Source organism: Streptomyces nigra (genome assembly GCF_003074055.1).
Lineage (GTDB): Bacteria > Actinomycetota > Actinomycetes > Streptomycetales > Streptomycetaceae > Streptomyces > Streptomyces nigra.
In genome coordinates this window covers 3,041,121-3,058,841 of the sequence record NZ_CP029043.1, presented here as the reverse complement: position 1 = coordinate 3,058,841, position 17,721 = coordinate 3,041,121, and the positions used below count along the sequence as shown (strand labels likewise).

The window sequence follows — 17,721 nt, the reverse complement described above, 5'->3', positions numbered from 1 at the left end:
CGACGACGGCCGGCACGGCAAGGGTCCGGGTCGCCGTTGGGGCTCTCCGCGCAGGGTTCCGAGGGTGTCGGCGGCCAGAGGTGCCGGCGCCCGCCGGGCTGCCGGGGCGGACGCCCCGTACCGGTGAACGACGCTGGTCAAACAGCCTCCGCTGAGCGGCGGACGGCACGGGTGAGCGGGCTTGGAGGGGCCTTGCGGGCCGGTCCGGGCGCGGCCTCGGAGAAAGTTCGTGAAGTTCTTCACAAGGATTTCCGGCAAGTCCGGGGCCCAAGAGGGGCCGGTTGGCCCTTCCGAGGGGTGAACAGGCCCTTGAACATGTTCAGATGAACGGTGTAAGCAGGGTGTCGACAGGCCGTTCCGGCCGGTGTTTCGGCCCCCTCACGGGAGGCTCCCAGGGGCAGAGAGGCAGCTCACGCGGCATTGACAACGGGGCACAGCGGACCCGGGTTCCCTTTCGTGACCATGACCTGCGTCACGCGGGCCGGGGAGTGTAGCACAGCGCCTGCAAGAGCTTGTGAAGGGGCGCACGAGCGACCCCCCTGAGGCGGGTGGATACTCGATGGCATGAGCACCACGGAGCGTCCCAGGATCCTCGTAGTAGGCGGTGGGTACGTAGGCCTGTACGCAGCTCGGCGCATTCTCAAGAAGATGCGCTACGGCGAGGCGACCGTCACGGTCGTCGACCCCCGGTCGTACATGACCTACCAGCCCTTCCTCCCCGAAACCGCCGCCGGCAGCATCTCCCCGCGCCACGTCGTCGTCCCGCTGCGACGCGTGTTGCCGAAGGCGGAGGTCCTCACCGGCCGGGTCACCACCATCGACCAGGACCGCAAGGTCGCCACGATCGCCCCCCTCGTGGGCGAGGCGTACGAGCTGCCGTTCGACTACCTGGTCATCGCGATGGGCGCGGTCTCCCGCACCTTCCCGATCCCCGGCCTCGCCGAGCAGGGCATCGGCATGAAGGGCATCGAGGAGGCCATCGGCCTGCGCAACCACGTCCTCGAGCAGCTGGACAAGGCCGACTCCACCACGGACGAGGAGATCCGCCGCAAGGCGCTCACCTTCGTGTTCGTCGGCGGCGGCTTCGCCGGTGCCGAGACCATCGGTGAGGTCGAGGACATGGCCCGCGACGCGGCCAAGTACTACTCCAGCGTCAAGCGCGAGGACATGCGGTTCATCCTCGTCGACGCCGCCGACAAGATCCTCCCCGAGGTCGGCCCCAAGCTCGGCCAGTACGGCAAGGAGCACCTGGAGGCCCGCGGGGTCGAGGTCTACCTCTCCACCTCCATGGACTCCTGCGTCGACGGTCACGTCGTGCTGAAGAACGGGCTCGAGGTCGACTCCAACACGATCGTCTGGACGGCCGGCGTCAAGCCCAACCCGGCGCTCTCCCGCTTCGGTCTGCCCCTCGGCCCGCGCGGCCACGTCGACTGCGAGCCGACCCTCCAGGTCGCCGGCACCGACTACATCTGGGCCGCCGGCGACAACGCCCAGGTCCCGGACCTCGTCGGCCGCAAGGCCGGCAACCCCAACGCCTGGTGCCCGCCGAACGCCCAGCACGCGCTGCGCCAGGCCAAGGTCCTCGGCGACAACGTCATCTCCGGTATGCGGGGCTTCCCGCAGAAGGAGTACAGCCACGCCAACAAGGGCGCGGTCGCGGGCCTCGGCCTGCACAAGGGCGTGGCGATGATCGTCATGGGCAAGATGAAGATCAAGCTCAAGGGACGTCTCGCCTGGTACATGCACCGTGGCTACCACGGCATGGCGATGCCGACGTTCAACCGCAAGATCCGCGTCTTCGCCGACTGGACCCTCGGCATGTTCCTCAAGCGCGAGGTCGTGTCCCTCGGCGCCCTGGAGACTCCGCGCGAGGAGTTCTACGAGGCCGCCAAGCCCGCTCCGGTGCCCGCCGCGAGCGCCGCCGACAAGGGCGAGAAGGCCAAGGCCTCCTGACCCTCCCGGTCGTCCACCGGCCCCCGGGCCGACCGAAGGACCTCCCGCCATCCGTGGTGCGGGAGGTCCTTTTCGTGTTTGCCGACTCCGTAGCGGTTGTTTGCCCAGCCGTGACGCGCGTGGGGGACTGCGCACGCGCCCCTCAGGTGTTTACGTGGTGTTGGACATTCCGGGATTCGGAGGTGTGCGCCATGGCTGACGCCGCGCTGCGGCTGCAGGTCCTTCTGGAACAACTGCTGGGAACGCCCCTCCCGGTGCGCATCCGCGCCTGGGACGGCTCCCGGTCCGGGCCGCCGGGAGCCCCGGTGCTCGTCGTCCGCAACCGCCGCGCCGTGCGCCGACTGCTCTACCGGCCCGGCGAACTCGGCCTGGCCCGCGCCTGGGTGGCCGGGGATCTGGACATCGAGGGCGACCTCTACACGGCCCTCGACCTGCTCGCCGGGCTGGTCTGGGAGCGCGGCGAGGACGCCCGCGGCACGCTGGAGATCCTGCGCGACCCCGAGGCGCGCGCCGCCGTCGCGGGACTGGTGCGGCTCGGCGGACTGCCGCTGCCGCCCGCGCCCCCGCCGGAGGAGGTGCGCCGGCCCCGGCACCGGCACACCAAGCGCACCGACCGGCGGGCCATCAGCCACCACTACGACGTGGGCAACGACTTCTACGAACTCGTGCTCGGCCCGTCCATGGTGTACTCCTGCGCCTACTGGCAGGCCCCGCCCCCCGAGGGCACCCTCGAGGACGCCCAGCGCGACAAGCTCGACCTGGTCTGCCGCAAGCTGGGGCTGAGAGCCGGGATGCGGCTCCTCGACGTCGGCTGCGGCTGGGGCTCGATGGCCCTCCACGCCGCCCGCGAGTACGGCGTGGAGGTCGTCGGCATCACCCTCTCCCAGGAGCAGGCGGCGTACGCCCGCAAGCGGGTCGCCGACGAAGGGCTGACCGACAAGGTGGAGATCCGCGTCCAGGACTACCGGGACGTCTCCGACGGCCCCTACGACGCCATCTCCTCCATCGGCATGGCCGAACACGTCGGCGCCGAGCGGTACCTGGAGTACGCGGACGTCCTGTTCCGGCTCCTCAAGCCCGGCGGACGGCTGCTCAACCACCAGATCGGCCGCCGCCCGCAGCGCGACGAATCCTCGTACCAGGTCGACGAGTTCATCGACGCCTACGTCTTCCCCGACGGGGAGCTCCAGCCGATCGGCGTGACCGTCGCGCAGCTGGAGCGCGCCGGGTTCGAGGTGCGGGACGTGGAGGCGCTGCGGGAACACTACGCCCTGACGCTGCGCCGCTGGGTCGCCAACCTGGAGGACCGGTGGGACCGGGCGGTGAAGCTGACCGGGCCGGGGCGCGCCCGGGTCTGGCGGCTCTACATGGCGGCCTCGGCGCTGGCGTTCGAGCGCAACCGCATCGGCGTCAACCAGGTGCTGGCGGTGCGCACCCCCGACTCCGGCGAGTCCGGGATGCCGCTGCGCGCCCGCGTCTGGGGCGGCTGAACCGCACACGGAGCACGCAAGGGCCGGGCTCCCCGTGACGGGGGCCCGGCCCTTGCGGTGCCGCCGATGTCGCAGGGCTACTCGGCCTTGATCGCGTTCAGCATGTTCAGGCGGGCCGCGTTGCGGGCCGGCCACATCGCGGCCAGGACGCCGACAAGACCGGCCAGGACGAGGAAGACGCCGATCCGGTCCCAGGGCAGGACCAGGGCGTACCCCGGCACCTGGTCCGCGAAGGTCTCGCCGATCGCCCAGCCGAGGAACGCGCCGAGACCGATGCCGACCACCGCGCCGAACACCGAGATGACGACGGCCTCAAGACGCACCATCCGCTTCACCCGGCGCCGGTCGAGACCGATCGCGCGGAGCATGCCGATCTCCTGCTGCCGCTCGAACACCGACATCGCCAGGGTGTTGACGACACCCAGCACCGCGATGATCAGCGCCATCGCCAGCAGGCCGTACATGACGTTCAGCAGGGTGTTGATGGCGCCGCCGAACTCGTCGCGGATGTCCTGCCGGTCCATGACCGTGATCGCGGGGTTGTCGCCGAGCGCGTCGATGAGGACCTGCTCGTTGGCGCCGGTCTGCCCGCCGTCCATCTTCACGAAGATCTCCCGGATGTACGGCCGGGTCTCGTGCGGGCCGACGACGTCCGTGGAGACGACGACGGGGGAGAGGAACTCGCTGTCCTTGAAGACGGCGCCGACCTTGAGGGTCTGCTTCTTCTCGTCGCCGAAGGTGACGGGGACGCTGTCGCCGGGCTTCCAGCCCTTGCCGCGGGCCGTCTTCTCGGCGACGGCGAGCTGCCCGTCGCCGAGGGTGCCGAGGTCACCGCTGACCAGGTCCATCCGCAGGACCTTCTCGATGTCGCCCGGCGTGACCGCCGAGACGGAGACGAAGTCGTCGTCACCGGCCTTGAAGTAGACGCTCTGCTGGGGCGAGACCGCCGAGACGCCCTTGGCCTTCTCCAGCGCGGTCAGCGCGGACCGGTCGAGGTCGCCGCCGTTCGCCATCGAGACCATGTAGTCGGCCTTGATGTTGTCCGTGGTCATCTTGTCGATGGCGGTGCCGACCGTGATACCGAGCACCGACAGACCGGTCACCAGCGTCAGCCCGATCGCCAGCGCCGAGGCGGTGGCGCCGGTGCGGCGCGGGTTGCGGACCGCGTTCTGCCCGGCCAGCTTGCCGGCCACACCGAACGGACCGGCGAGCAGCGGACGGACGAGGGCGATCACGGGCCGCGACAGCAGCGGGATCAGGACGATCACACCGATCAGCGCGAGGAACGCGCCCGCCCCGATGAGCATCCGGCCGTCGTCGCCACCCGAGGAGGCGCCCGCGACGATACCGGCGGCACCGACGGAGGTGATGGCCGCGCCCAGCGAGTTGCGCAGCACCAGCGACTTGGTGGTGGCCACCGCGTGGACGCTGTTCATGGCGGCCACCGGCGGGATCTTCGCGGCCCGGCGGCCGGGCAGCCAGGCGGCGAGCATCGTGATCAGCACGCCCACGCCGAGCGCGGAGAGCACCGGGGTGGCGGTCACGACCAGCGGGCCGTCCGGCATCTTCATCTCGAACGCGGCCATGCCGGAGCGCAGCCCGACCGCGAGCCCGATGCCGAGGACGAACCCGACGACCGAGGCGACCAGGCCCACCAGCGCGGCCTCCGCCAGCACCGAGCGGGTGATCTGCCGGCGGGACGCGCCGACGGCCCGCATCAGGGCGATCTCCTTGGTGCGCTGGGCGACCAGCATCGTGAAGGTGTTGGAGATCAGGAAGATCCCGACGAACAGGGCGATGCCCGCGAAGCCCAGCAGCACCTGCTTGAGGTTGCTCATGCCGCGCTCGATGTCGTCGGCCTGCTCGTCCGCGAGTGCCTGGCCGGTACGGGCCTCGGCGTGCTCCGGCAGCAGCGGCTTCACCGCGGCGAGGATCTTCGCGTCGGACGCGCCGGGGGTGGCGGTGACGGTGACGCTCTCGAAGTAGCCGGGCTTGAGGTACTGCTTCTGGGCGACGGCGGTGTCGAACAGGACCAGGCTGCCGCCGGCGTTCACGGCGCCGTCCTCGGTGGTGAACACCCCGCTGAGGGTGTACTCCTTCACCGGGCCGTTGGTCGCGACGCGCACCCGGTCGCCGACCTCGTACTCGCCCTTGGCCGCGGACTCCTCGTCCAGGGCGATCTGGTCGTCCTTCACCGGGCCGGAGCCCTCGGTGAAGGTGTACGCGGCGTCCTTGCCGTCCTTGCCGGGCGAGAAGTTGGAGCCCTTGTTGGACCAGCCGACGCCGATCAGCTTCCCGTCGGGGTCGGCGACCCCGGCGAAGCCCTCGACCCGGCCGCGGGCGGCGGCGACACCGTCCACGGCGGCGATCCTGTCGAGCGTCTTCCGGGACAGTCCGGGTTCCTGCTCGGGGTCGTCCGTGGAGGCGTAGGAGGTGACGGCGACGGCGACGTCGTCGTAGCTCTTCGCCGACTGGTTGCGGAAGGCGTTGGAGAGCGTGTCGGCGAAGACCAGGGTGCCGGAGACGAAGGCCACGCCGAGCATCACGGCGAGGACGGTCATCAGCAGGCGGGCCTTGTGCGCCAGTACGTTGCGCAGGGCGGTGCGGAACATCAGGAGGTGCGGCCCTTCGCGTCGAACTGCTTCATGAAGTCCAGCACGTTGTCCGCGGTGGGCTTGTACATCTCGTCGACGATCCGGCCGTCGGCGAGGAACACCACGCGGTCCGCGTAGGAGGCGGCGACCGGGTCGTGGGTCACCATGACGACCGTCTGCCCCATCTCCCGCACCGAGTTGCGCAGGAAGCCGAGCACCTCGGCGCCGGAGCGCGAGTCCAGGTTGCCGGTCGGCTCGTCACCGAAGATGATCTCCGGCTTGGAGGCGAGGGCGCGGGCCACGGCCACACGCTGCTGCTGGCCGCCGGAGAGCTGGGCGGGGCGGTGCTTGAGCCGGTCGGCGAGGCCGACCATGCCGATCACCTTGTCCAGCCACTGCTTGTCGGGCTTGCGGCCCGCGATGTCCATCGGGAGCGTGATGTTCTCCAGCGCCGTGAGCGTCGGCAGCAGGTTGAACGCCTGGAAGATGAAGCCGATCTTGTCCCGGCGCAGCTGGGTGAGCTGCTTGTCCTTCAGGGCGCCCAGCTCGGTGTCGCCGATGCGCACCGATCCGGAGGAGAAGGTGTCGAGGCCCGCCACGCAGTGCATCAGCGTCGACTTGCCGGAACCGGACGGGCCCATGATCGCGGTGAACTCGGCCTGCCGGAACTCGACGGAGACCCGGTCGAGGGCGACCACCTGGGTCTCGCCCTGTCCGTAGATCTTCGACAGATCCGTGGCACGTGCGGCCACGGCGGTGGCGCGGCCGGCGATGGATGCGGTGGTCACGAGAAGGACGCTCCTGAGGGGGTGACGGGTGTTCGAAGGACACGTCCATCGTCCCGGCCGTCCGGAGCCGTGTAGTCCATCGCTGTTCCGGTTCCGGGGGCAGACTGCGGATGGACCGGAGGCCGCCGCGTCATACCTGAGGATGACGGAGCGCCCCGAGGAGCGGGTCGCGCGAGAACAGGTGGGGCGTCCTTGTTCGGACGGTGAAATTCCGTCATTCCGCATACGGCGCCGGCACCCGCACGCAAGGCTATTGGCAAGTGCGGATGGCCCGTTCCACGGGCTGATGCTCCCTCAGACGCCAATAAAATAAGACAACATCGGTCCGCCCGGGCCCTGTTCGTCAGGCGTCTCCCGATAGGCTCGGGACTTCGATGCGGAGCCCATGGCCTGCCCAGATGGTGGAATGCAGACACGGCGAGCTTAAACCTCGCTGCCCCTTCGCGGGCGTGCCGGTTCAAGTCCGGCTCTGGGCACTTCCGATCTTCCTCGTCCCCACCCCTCGCTCTCCGTGAGCGCACCCCGGGCCGTGCCCCGTGCCGCGCCGGCGCCGGGCGCAGGGTGAAGCGGACGCCACCTCGCGAACGCTTCGGACGGGTGTCCGGCAAGCGGGTGATCTCCGTCCGATCCCGGGCACGTGTCAGTCTGGTCATGAACGCTCACGGTCATGGCCGGGAATCACCCGGACGCGTAGCGTGTTGGCCAGCACGAAGAGGGAAAGATCCTCCCCAAGTATTAGGGTCGATCCTTTGCCAACCTATTACTCTTGAGCCAAGGCCGCGCACGGCGGCCATGGAGGAGTGAAATGAGGAGCAGCAACCCGGTCTTCTCGCGACGGGGGTTCAGCCGCGACAACGGCTACGCGGGCTTCAACGCCGCGCCGCAGGCCGGGGGCGCCGCTGTCGGCACGCAGGGCAACCCCTACGCCCAGCCGCAGGCCGGCAACCCGTACGCGCAGAACCCTTACGCCCAGCAGGACCTTCAGTACGGGGCGCCGCAGGCCCCGGCCACCGCCGACCGCATGACGATGGACGACGTCCTCATGCGCACCGGCACCACGCTCGGCGTGCTGATCGTCACGGCGGCCCTCGCCTGGGCGACGCTGCCCGTCGACGACGCGAACATCAGCCGTTCCTACGGCATCGCCATCGGCGCCGGCCTCATCGGCATGGTGCTGGGGCTCGTCCAGTCCTTCAAGCGCAAGGCCTCGCCCGCGCTGATCCTGGCGTACGCCGCGTTCGAGGGTGTCTTCCTCGGCGTCGTCTCCAGCGTCGTGGACAACCGCATCGCGAGCGGTGCGGCCATGCAGGCGGTGCTCGGCACCATGGCGGTCTTCGCCGCGGTCCTGGTGGCCTACAAGGCCGGCTGGATCCGGGTGAACCGGCGCTTCGTCGGCTTCGTGATGGCGGCCGCCCTCGGCTTCATCGCGCTGATGGCGATCAACCTGCTGTTCGCGGTGTTCGGCGGCGGTGACGGCCTCGGCTTCCGCAGCGGCCCGCTCGGCATCCTCTTCGGCGTCATCGGCATCCTGCTCGGCGCCTGCTTCCTCGCCCTGGACTTCAAGCAGGTCGAGGACGGCATCGCCTACGGCGCGCCGCGCGAGGAGTCCTGGCTGGCGGCCTTCGGCCTGACGCTGACGCTGGTCTGGATCTACTTGGAGTTCCTGCGGATCATCGCGATCCTCAACAGCAACGACTAGCCGTGACAGCAGCGACTGTCTCAGGGCGGTCGTACGCGGAAGGGCCCCGGGTTCCCACCCGGGGCCCTTCGCGTGGTTGCCGGCGTATACGTGCCCGGGCCTACGGCCTCAGAGCAGGTTGCGCGCGGCCCTCCTCAGGTCGTACTCGTGGATGATCGCTTTCGCGTGGCCGTACGCGAGGTTGTGCTCGTGGCGGAGCCAGCTGACCTTCTCCTCGAAGTTGAAGAGGGCCGGGCCCTCCTCGACGGCGCGGAGCCAGTCGGACACTTCACGACCGGTGCAATGGGGGATACGGGCGAGCAGGTTGCGATGGGTCTCCTCGGAGAAGACTTGGGACATCGGCGCCTCCGAACGCAGGGGATACAAGCCGGTCCTTCAGGTCACCGTGCCTGAGCGTCCGCGTGTTGGCAACAGTCCCGTCGCGCCGCGTAGGTTGGGGGCGTGGTTGATACGACGCCCCTCACCCGTGCCGTGGATCACTTCGCCGACCGTCTGAGGGCCGCTCCGCAGAGCCGGCTGCAGCGGGGGGCGGCGAGCGAGGCCCTCGGCCTGGCCCGGGAGCTGTCCCGGCGGGCCCAGCTGCTGGAGGAGCCCGGGGTCGAGCCCTGGGAGATGCCGGACGCCGGCATGTTCGCCGCGGCCGACCAGATCACCGTCGCCGTGCACGACCTGGAGGTCGTCCTGACGTCCGACGCCGAGGTCGAGGACGCGGTACGGCTGGTGGAGGAGGCGCAGAAGCGCGCGGGGGTCTGAGAAGCACCCGGCCGCCCTAGAGGGACGCGATGACCCGGTCGGCCAGGATGTAGACGTTCTCGTCACCGCAGGCGAACGTCAGCGTGTACGCCCCGGAGACGCCCGAGCCGCCCAGCAGGACCGGGGTCTCGCCTGCGCGCAGGGCCGTGGCCAGCCGTTCGGCCGTCTCACGGTGGCCCGGGGTCATACAGAGCGTGGTGCCGTCGGCGAAGACATAGACGTCCAGCGTGCCCAGCGGGCCGGGGCGGACGTCCGTCAGCTCGATGGCCGAGGCGGCCAGGTCCTCCAGGGTGGCCACGGTGCGCTCGTGGTCGTTGACGACCGGGGACTGCACCGGGACGAAGTCCGGGTGGGAGGGGTGCCGGCGGCGGGCGGCGGCCAGCTCGGGCGACTCGGTCGGGGTGCCCGGCTGGACGAGGTCCTTGGCGGAGAACTCCTCGGCGTCCGCGGCGGGCTCGGCGACCGGCTCCAGATGGTCCAGGCCCGCGAGGTCGGCCTGGCGGGGCAGGAACAGCTCGCTGTCGGGCAGCCCCAGCAGCGTCGGGCCGTCGGAGCCGTCACGGGCCTCCTGCGCCGCCCAGAAGGCGCGCGCCTCGGCCAGCTCCCGCTCCCGCTCCTCGGCGAGGGCCTCGGCGACCGCGGCGCGTATCTCGTCGGCGTCGGCGGCGAGCCGGGCCTGCGGAATGCGGCCCGCGGCACGCGCGGCATTGCCCTGGGCGAGCTCGGCGTGCAGGGCGGCGACCTGTCGACGCAGCACCATGAGGGTGCGCAGGACGGCGACGCCCACGGCGCCGGTGGCGGCCGTGATGAGCAGCAGGGCGATCGGCATGGCGCTCACTGACGTACTCCCGGTTCAAAGTCGACCCCCGACTTCCTACATCAGCTTGAAGGGCGGACCATCCAGCTGTCAGTGCGTAACGTCACGAACCGGACAGGTCTTTGGGTCGGGGGTCAGGTGGTGCAACGGCTCTGAGCTGCGAGAATCCCTCAACCGAGGGAGATAGGTCACATCCTGAGGGAGATTGGATCACAAATCGGCCCAGAACCAAGGGGTTTCCCGGGTTCTGGGCCGACGGCTCACAGTGGGTCGTGAGGCGACTACGCAGCGGTCGCCGGCGGGGTCAGCTGAGGCGCTCGATGACCATGGCCATGCCCTGGCCACCGCCCACGCACATCGTCTCCAGACCGAACTGCTTGTCGTGGAACTGCAGGGAGTTGATCAGCGTGCCGGTGATGCGCGCGCCGGTCATGCCGAAGGGGTGGCCGACCGCGATGGCGCCGCCGTTGACGTTCAGCTTCTCCAGCGGGATGCCCAGGTCGCGGTAGGAGGGGATCACCTGCGCGGCGAACGCCTCGTTGATCTCGACCAGGTCGATGTCGTCGATGGTCAGGCCGGCGCGGCGCAGCGCCTGCTGGGACGCCTCGACCGGGCCGAGGCCCATGATCTCGGGGGACAGGCCCGAGACACCGGTGGAGACGATGCGGGCGAGCGGGGTCAGGCCCAGCTCGCGGGCCTTGGTGTCGCTCATGATGACGAGCGCGGCGGCGCCGTCGTTCAGCGGGCAGCAGTTGGCGGCGGTGACGAGGCCGTCGGGGCGGAAGACGGGCTTGAGGCCCTGCACGCCCTCCAGGGTGACGCCGGCGCGCGGGCCGTCGTCCTTGCCGACCACGGTGCCGTCGGGGAGGGTCACCGGGGTGATCTCGCGCTCCCAGAAGCCGTTCTTGATGGCTTCCTCGGCGAGGTTCTGCGAGCGGACGCCGAACTCGTCCATGTCCTGGCGGGTGACGCCCTTCCAGCGGGCGAGGTTCTCGGCGGTCTGGCCCATCGCGATGTAGGCGTCCGGCACCAGGCCGTCCTCGCGCGGGTCGTGCCAGGTGGTGCCCTCCTGCTGGGCGACCTCGGCGGTGCGGGCCTCGGCCTCGGCGAAGAACGGGTTGTGCGTGTCCGGCAGGGAGTCGGAGTTGCCCTTGGTGAAGCGGGAGACCATCTCGACACCGGCCGAGATGAAGACGTCGCCCTCGCCGGCCTTGATGGCGTGCAGCGCCATGCGCGAGGTCTGCAGCGACGAGGAACAGTAACGGGTGATCGTGCAGCCCGGGAGGTGGTCCATCCCCATCTGGACGGCGACGATCCGGCCGAGGTTGTTGCCCTGCTCGCCGCCGGGCAGACCGCAGCCGAGCATCAGGTCGTCGATGTCGCGCGGGTCCAGCTCGGGCACCTTGGCGAGGGCGGCCTGGATGATCGTGGCGGTGAGGTCGTCGGGACGGAGGTCCTTCAGGGAGCCCTTGAAGGCGCGGCCGATGGGGGAGCGGGCGGTCGAGACGATGACGGCTTCGGGCATCACGGCTCCAGTCGAAGGGCGCGGCGCGCGGCGCCTCGTTGCGGGGGCGTCGGCGGAGGGTGCGCGTACCGGTGGGTCGGGCAGGGCTGTGAGGGAAGTTACCCGTCCGTACGCGGAGGGTCACGGGTGTCGGGGTGTGACCCTGACCGCAATTTTCTAAGCGCTTGCTTGGTTCATGGGGTCGCTGCCTGATTCAGGGCCCCGCCGGCTCATGGAGCCTCGTGCACGCCGGCCGGGCCGGCCGGCGAGGGCTCCGCCGTCTCCAGCCTGCGCCTGCGCCGCCGCTTGAGCAGTGCCCAGGGCCCCTTCGGGCCGGTCGGCATCGCCGCCGTGACCTCCGTGCCCGCCTCCGAGGCGGCCTCCGCGGCGGCGCGGGCGACCGGCAGGAAGCCCTCGCGGCGGGTGGCGTCCGGGCGCTCCTCCTCGGCCGGCCACAGGCCGAGCGCCGCACACACCGTCGGCAGCACCGCCATCGCCGCGGTGGCGTACCCCTCCGCGGAGGGGTGGTAGTGGTCCGGGCCGAACAGCTCGCGCGGGTTCGCCTCGAACTCGGGCCCCAGCAGATCGCCCAGCGACACCGTGCGCCCGCCCTGCTCGACCACGCCGATGGTCTGCGCGGCCGCCAGCTGGCGTGAGGCCCGCCGGGCCAGCCACCGCAGCGGCTGCTGCACCGGCTCGATCGTGCCGAGGTCGGGACAGGTGCCCACGACCACCTCCGCGCCGGCCGTGCGCAGCCGCCGTACCGCCGCGGAGAGATGCCGGACCGAACGCGTCGGCGGCATCCGGTGCGTGACGTCGTTGGCGCCGACCATGATCACGCAGATGTCCGGCGGCGCGGACGGGTCGGCGAGGACCAGGGCCACCTGCCGGTCCAGATCGTCCGAGCAGGCCCCCGGCAGCGCCACGTTGCGCAGCACCACCGGGCGCTCCGCCACCGCCGCCAGCCCCGACGCCAGCAAAGCCCCCGGGGTCTGCCCCGCCCGGTGCACCCCCTGCCCGGCGGCCGTCGAGTCGCCCAGGAGCGTCAGGCGCAGCGCGGTCTCACCCGGGGTGTCGTACAGGTGGCCGAATCGGCCGTCGGCGCTCGGGACGTGGTTGTTCGTACCGTTGCCCACATGGCGCCTGGCCATCCGCACCTCGGCGAGCAGCAGACCGACCGTCGCCGCCCCCGCCAGACCGATGCCGCCCCCGCCGTACGCGGCGCCCGCCGCGATCCGTCGGGCCACCCTTGCCCTGGACATGCTCGTCATGCGTCGCCGCCACCTCCTCGTAGCCGTACATCAACTGCTTGCCCCGCACGGACGGTGGCCCAATCCCCACGGGGCGTGAACGACCTTCACGGGTCTCGTGCAGGCCATAGGCTGGCGGAACCACTACGACCGCATCTTTTGCAGCATCCGGAGACAACGGTGCATTTCCACGACTCGATGATCAGCCTCGTCGGCAACACCCCGCTGGTGAGGCTCAACCACGTGACCAAGGGCATTCAGGCCACCGTCCTGGCCAAGGTCGAGTACTTCAACCCGGGCGGCTCCGTGAAGGACCGCATCGCCCTGCGCATGATCGAGGCGGCGGAGCAGAGCGGCGAGCTGAAGCCCGGGGGCACCATCGTCGAGCCCACCAGCGGCAACACCGGCGTCGGGCTGGCCATCGTGGCCCAGCAGAAGGGGTACAAGTGCATCTTCGTGTGCCCCGACAAGGTGAGCACCGACAAGATCAACGTGCTGCGCGCGTACGGCGCCGAGGTCGTCGTCTGCCCCACCGCGGTCGACCCCGAGCACCCCGACTCGTACTACAACGTCTCCGACCGGCTGGTGCGTGAGACGCCGGGCGCCTGGAAGCCGGACCAGTACTCCAACCCCAACAACCCGCTCTCGCACTACCACTCGACCGGCCCCGAGCTGTGGGAGCAGACCGAGGGGAAGATCACCCACTTCGTGGCGGGCGTCGGCACCGGCGGCACCATCTCCGGCACCGGCCGCTATCTGAAGGACGTCAGCGACGGCAAGGTCAAGGTCATCGGCGCCGACCCGGAGGGCTCGGTGTACTCCGGCGGCTCCGGGCGGCCGTACCTGGTCGAGGGCGTCGGTGAGGACTTCTGGCCGAGCGCCTACGACCGCACGGTCGCCGACGAGATCGTGCCGGTGTCCGACAAGGACTCCTTCCAGATGACCCGCCGCCTCGCCAAGGAGGAGGGGCTGCTCGTCGGCGGCTCCTGCGGCATGGCGGTCGTCGGCGCGCTGCGGGTCGCCGAGCGGCTCGGCCCGGACGACGTCGTGGTGGTGCTCCTGCCGGACAGCGGCCGCGGCTATCTGTCGAAGATCTTCAACGACGAGTGGATGGCCGACTACGGCTTCCTGGAGGACGAGGGCCCCAACGCCCGTGTCGCCGACGTCCTCAACGACAAGGAGCACGGTGCGATCCCGTCCCTCGTCCACATGCACCCCGACGAGACGGTCGGCGAGGCCATCGAGGTGCTGCGCGAGTACGGCGTCTCGCAGATGCCGATCGTGAAGCCGGGCGCCGGGCACCCGGACGTCATGGCGGCCGAGGTCGTGGGCTCCGTGGTGGAACGCGAACTGCTGGACGCGCTGTTCACCAAGCGGGCCTCGTTGGAGGACCCGCTGGAGAAGCACATGTCGGCCCCGCTGCCCCAGGTCGGCTCCGGCGAGCCGGTCGGCGACCTGATGTCGGTGCTGGGCGCCGCGGACGCCGCGATCGTGCTCGTCGAGGGCAAGCCGACCGGAGTGATCAGCCGTCAGGACCTGCTGGCCTTCCTGGCCAAGGGCGGGAAGTGACGGCGGATCCACGGTGAACGGGCCCGGCCGGCGGCGAACATGCGGCCGCCGGCGGCCCTGGCCGTCGCCGAAGTGGTACGAGGGTGTCACGTCCACGCAGCACACGCTTAACACGCGTCCGGCACATTGATGGGTGTCGGCAAGCGGGCGGGAGCGGCTCCCCGCCCGAGCCGGCACCGAACGTCCAAGGACCTCCGGAGCGGCTCCCGGACCTCCAAGGACGCTGGACGCGGCCAGGCCCTGACCAGGTCGACGTCCCTCGCGGGGACCGCCGTCGTCCCGCCCCCCGGCAACGGGGGTGCGGCGGTCCCCGCGCAATCCCTCTCAGTCCTCCCAGGCGTCGTCGCCCTTGCCGGACTTCCCGCGTCCGCCCCGGAACAGCCCCGGGTGGGTGCGCGCGACCTGGGCGACGTTCACGCCGACGATCCCCGCCCAGGCCACCAGCAGCCCCGGCAGATGGGCGACACCGCCGCCGATGGCGGACAGCGGGATCGCCAGCACCAGGGAGACCAGCCCGAAGCCGAAGCGCTCGCCCCAGGTGTCCGTCGCCCTCGGCGACCGGGCGTCCCGGGCCGCCGCCATCTGCTGCTCGGCCAGATGCCGGCGCAGCCGGCGCTCGACCGCGCCGTCGATGCGCTGGTCGACCTTCTCCAGGAACGAGTCGACCAGCGCGGACTCGTACTCCTCACCCAGCTCCCTGCGGGCCTGCAGCGTGGCGTCGAGTTCCTTCTTGAGCTCGGGGCCCTGCGCGTCCATTGCGGTCATACGCCCACGGTAGGCAGCGGCGGGGCCCCGGCGCACTGGGGACAACCCCCCTGTCGCGGCGGGGGAAGCCCCGCCCGGGCCCCGGACTCCCTTGCCCGGCTGCATAGCGTCATGCAGAGTTCTTTCCAGCTGAATAGCGGCGTGAGGGGAGTGCTGGTCGATGGGGTCGCGGTTCGTGGACCTGCCGGGTGTCGCGTCTCCCGGGCACGCCGGGCCGGTCGTCCTCGACGGGACCGGGCTCGGCGTCGAGGACGTCGTGCGCCTCGCCGACGCCGTCGCGCGCCCGGTGCCCGCGCCCGAGGCCCTCAAGCGGGCCGAGGTGTCCTGGGACGCCGCCCGCCTCATCGCCGCGACCGGACGCGTCTACGGCCGCTCCACCGGGGTCGGCGCCAACCGCAACGAACCCGTGCCCACCGAGGCCGCCGCCGAGCACGGGCTGCGGCTGCTGCGCAGCCACGCCGGCGCCATCGGCGAGCAGGTGCCCGCCCGGCAGGTGCGGGCCATGCTCGCCATACGGGCCAACCAGGTGCTCGCGGGCGGCGCCGGACTGCGCCCCAGCGTCGTCACCGCCCTGTGCGAGGCCCTGGAGAGCGGCGCCCACCCCGTCGTCAACGAGTTCGGCTCCGTCGGCACCGGGGACATCGCCGCCCTGGCGCAGGCCGGGCTCGCACTCGCCGGTGAGCACCCCTGGCGCGGTCCCGGGGCGCCCGCGCCGCAGCCGCTCGACAACAACGACGCCCTCGCGTTCATCAGCAGCAACGCCCTCACCCTCGGCCAGGCCGCGCTCGCCCTGCACGAACTGCGCGGACTGATCGGCGCCACCGAGGTCGTCGCCGCTCTCTCCCTGCTCGCCGTCGACGGCTCCCACGAGGCGTACGCGGCCCCCGTGCACGCCGCCCGGCCGCACCCGGGCACCGTCGAGGTCGCCCGCCGGATGCGCCGGCTGATCGGCGCCGACGACCGGCCGACCCCGCCGCTCGGCCGGATTCAGGACCCGTACGGCTTCCGCTGCCTGCCCCAGATCCACGGACCCGCTCACGACGCCGCCGACGCCCTGGAGCAGGTGCTGACCGTGGAGATGAACGCCGCCGCCGAGAACCCCCTCATCAGCCCCGAGGACATGGCCGCCTACCACCACGGCGGCTTCTACCAGGCCCAACTCGCCCTCGCCCTGGACCACTTCCGGCTCGCGCTCACCCAGGTCGCCCGGCTGTCGACGTCCCGGCTCTCGACCCTCAACGAACCCGCCTACACCCGGCTGCGGCCGTTCCTCGCCGATTCCGCGCCCGCCGCGTCCGGCGTGATGATCCTGGAGTACGCCGCCGGGGCCGCCCTCGGCGATCTGCGCGCGTTCTCCGCTCCCGCCTCCCTCGGGCACGCTGTACTCTCCCGGGGCGTGGAGGAGCAGGCCAGCTTCGCCTCGCTCGCCGCCCGGCAGACACTGCGCGCCTGCGCCGCGTACCGTCTCGTCGTCGGCTGTGAACTCGTCGCCGCCGTACGGGCGTTGCGCCAGCGCGACCTGCGGCCCGACCCCGCGCTGCCGGCGGGCCGGGCACTGGCGCTGGCCGAGGCGGTGCTCGACGACGACCCGGCCGATCGCCCGCTCACCGACGACGTGACCGAGGCGGCGGCACTGCTCGACCGGTTCACCGAGATCTGGAGGGGAAGCGCGGCATGAGCGCCGACAGGAACACGACGGGGACGGACAGTCCCGCCGCGCGGCTCCAGACGCTGTTCGAGGGGCACCGGCTGACCCCGACCCAGCGGCGCATCGCGCACAGCATGGTCCGCCGGGCCGCCGACGTGCCGTTCCTGTCCAGCGTGGAGCTGGCCGAACTGGCCGGGGTCAGCCAGCCGTCCGTGACCCGTTTCGCCGTCGCCCTCGGCTTCGACGGCTACCCGGCGCTGCGCCGCCATCTGCGCGAGGTCGCGCCCGCCGAACCGGCCCCCGACACCGGCGCGTACAACGAGTACCAGCAGGCAGTCGAGGCGGAGATCGAGAATCTGCGGCATCTGGCCGAAGCGCTCGCGGACCCGCGTCCCGTGCAGCGCGCCGGGCGCGTCCTAGCCGCCTCCCGCCCGCTGCCCGTCCTCGGACTGCGTGCCGCGGCCGCCCAGGCGTACGGCTTCTCCTACTTCGCCGCCAAGGTGCACCCGGACGTCCGTCTGCTGGACGAGGGCGGCACCATGCTCCAGGACCGGATCGACGCCGCCGTACGGGCCGGGGCGAGCGCCCTGCTCTGCTTCGCGCTGCCCCGGCATCCGCGCGAGGTCGTCGACACCCTCGTCCACGCCAAGGAGTCCGGGCTGACCACGGTGACCGTGGCGGACTCCGCGTTCGCGCCCGTCGCCCGCGCCTCCGACCTGCTGCTGCCCGCGGCCGTCGGCACCGGTCTCGCCTTCGACACGGCGTGCGCGCCGATGCTGCTGGGCCGGGTCCTGCTGGAGGCCATGTGCGACGACCTGCCGGACGCCCAGGCGCGTCTGGAGGAGTTCGACACCCGGGCGGCGGCGCGGGGGCTGTTCGTCGAGTGAACCG

Annotated in this window: 14 protein-coding genes and 1 tRNA gene; 8 read left to right on the top strand and 7 right to left on the bottom strand. The window is 71.4% G+C overall.

What is annotated here, in order from left to right:
- Positions 1 to 564: 564 nt before the first annotated feature.
- Both DC008_RS13975 and DC008_RS13970 read left to right on the top strand, forming a co-directional pair.
- Complete coding sequence (locus DC008_RS13975; RefSeq protein WP_108707264.1) at positions 565 to 1,953, top strand: NAD(P)/FAD-dependent oxidoreductase; 1,389 nt, start codon at positions 565 to 567, stop codon at positions 1,951 to 1,953.
- Between the two features lie 191 nt (positions 1,954 to 2,144).
- Positions 2,145 to 3,443, top strand: a complete 1,299-nt coding sequence (locus DC008_RS13970; protein ID WP_108707263.1) for an SAM-dependent methyltransferase — start codon at positions 2,145 to 2,147, stop codon at positions 3,441 to 3,443.
- Positions 3,444 to 3,520: 77 nt separating this feature from the next.
- Here DC008_RS13970 and DC008_RS13965 read toward each other — a convergent pair whose 3' ends face one another.
- Entirely contained in the window at positions 3,521 to 6,055 is a 2,535-nt protein-coding gene (locus DC008_RS13965; protein ID WP_108707262.1) for an ABC transporter permease, read from the bottom strand.
- Positions 6,055 to 6,825: an ABC transporter ATP-binding protein gene (locus tag DC008_RS13960; RefSeq protein ID WP_108707261.1), complete on the bottom strand. Its 771-nt coding sequence runs from the start codon at positions 6,823 to 6,825 to the stop codon at positions 6,055 to 6,057. The genes DC008_RS13965 and DC008_RS13960 overlap by 1 nt, the downstream gene beginning before the upstream one ends.
- Before the next feature lie 392 nt (positions 6,826 to 7,217).
- Between DC008_RS13960 and DC008_RS13950 the strand changes: the two genes are divergently transcribed.
- A tRNA-Leu gene (locus DC008_RS13950) sits at positions 7,218 to 7,301 on the top strand.
- Positions 7,302 to 7,630: 329 nt separating this feature from the next.
- Entirely contained in the window at positions 7,631 to 8,524 is an 894-nt protein-coding gene (locus DC008_RS13945; RefSeq protein WP_108707260.1) for a Bax inhibitor-1/YccA family protein, read from the top strand.
- Positions 8,525 to 8,632: 108 nt separating this feature from the next.
- On the opposite strand, the gene DC008_RS13940 is transcribed toward DC008_RS13945, so the two are convergent.
- Positions 8,633 to 8,863, bottom strand: a complete 231-nt coding sequence (locus tag DC008_RS13940; RefSeq protein ID WP_055624215.1) for a DUF4287 domain-containing protein — start codon at positions 8,861 to 8,863, stop codon at positions 8,633 to 8,635.
- Positions 8,864 to 8,965: 102 nt separating this feature from the next.
- Between DC008_RS13940 and DC008_RS13935 the strand changes: the two genes are divergently transcribed.
- Complete coding sequence (locus DC008_RS13935; RefSeq protein ID WP_108707259.1) at positions 8,966 to 9,277, top strand: hypothetical protein; 312 nt, start codon at positions 8,966 to 8,968, stop codon at positions 9,275 to 9,277.
- Between the two features lie 16 nt (positions 9,278 to 9,293).
- On the opposite strand, the gene DC008_RS13930 is transcribed toward DC008_RS13935, so the two are convergent.
- From DC008_RS13930 to DC008_RS13920, 3 genes are all read right to left on the bottom strand, one after another.
- Positions 9,294 to 10,115 (bottom strand): hypothetical protein, encoded by an 822-nt coding sequence (locus DC008_RS13930; protein WP_108707258.1) that lies wholly within the window; start codon positions 10,113 to 10,115, stop codon positions 9,294 to 9,296.
- Between the two features lie 283 nt (positions 10,116 to 10,398).
- On the bottom strand, positions 10,399 to 11,619 hold the full coding sequence (locus DC008_RS13925) for an acetyl-CoA C-acetyltransferase (RefSeq protein WP_108707257.1): 1,221 nt from the start codon (positions 11,617 to 11,619) through the stop codon (positions 10,399 to 10,401).
- A 209-nt stretch (positions 11,620 to 11,828) separates the two neighbouring features.
- Positions 11,829 to 12,869, bottom strand: a complete 1,041-nt coding sequence (locus DC008_RS13920) for an SGNH/GDSL hydrolase family protein (RefSeq protein WP_108707256.1) — start codon at positions 12,867 to 12,869, stop codon at positions 11,829 to 11,831.
- A gap of 159 nt (positions 12,870 to 13,028) precedes the next feature.
- Between DC008_RS13920 and DC008_RS13915 the strand changes: the two genes are divergently transcribed.
- Positions 13,029 to 14,417 (top strand): cystathionine beta-synthase, encoded by a 1,389-nt coding sequence (locus DC008_RS13915; RefSeq protein ID WP_108707255.1) that lies wholly within the window; start codon positions 13,029 to 13,031, stop codon positions 14,415 to 14,417.
- A gap of 324 nt (positions 14,418 to 14,741) precedes the next feature.
- Here the strand turns inward: DC008_RS13915 and DC008_RS13910 are convergent, their stop codons facing one another.
- Positions 14,742 to 15,173 carry a hypothetical protein gene (locus DC008_RS13910; protein WP_164492447.1) on the bottom strand — a complete coding sequence of 144 codons (432 nt, stop codon included), beginning with the start codon at positions 15,171 to 15,173 and terminating at the stop codon, positions 14,742 to 14,744.
- A gap of 169 nt (positions 15,174 to 15,342) precedes the next feature.
- Between DC008_RS13910 and DC008_RS13905 the strand changes: the two genes are divergently transcribed.
- Both DC008_RS13905 and DC008_RS13900 read left to right on the top strand, forming a co-directional pair.
- Complete coding sequence (locus DC008_RS13905; protein ID WP_108707253.1) at positions 15,343 to 16,860, top strand: aromatic amino acid ammonia-lyase; 1,518 nt, start codon at positions 15,343 to 15,345, stop codon at positions 16,858 to 16,860.
- Positions 16,857 to 17,717, top strand: a complete 861-nt coding sequence (locus tag DC008_RS13900; RefSeq protein ID WP_108707252.1) for a MurR/RpiR family transcriptional regulator — start codon at positions 16,857 to 16,859, stop codon at positions 17,715 to 17,717. Before DC008_RS13905 ends, DC008_RS13900 begins: the two co-directional genes overlap by 4 nt.
- Positions 17,718 to 17,721: the final 4 nt, after the last annotated feature.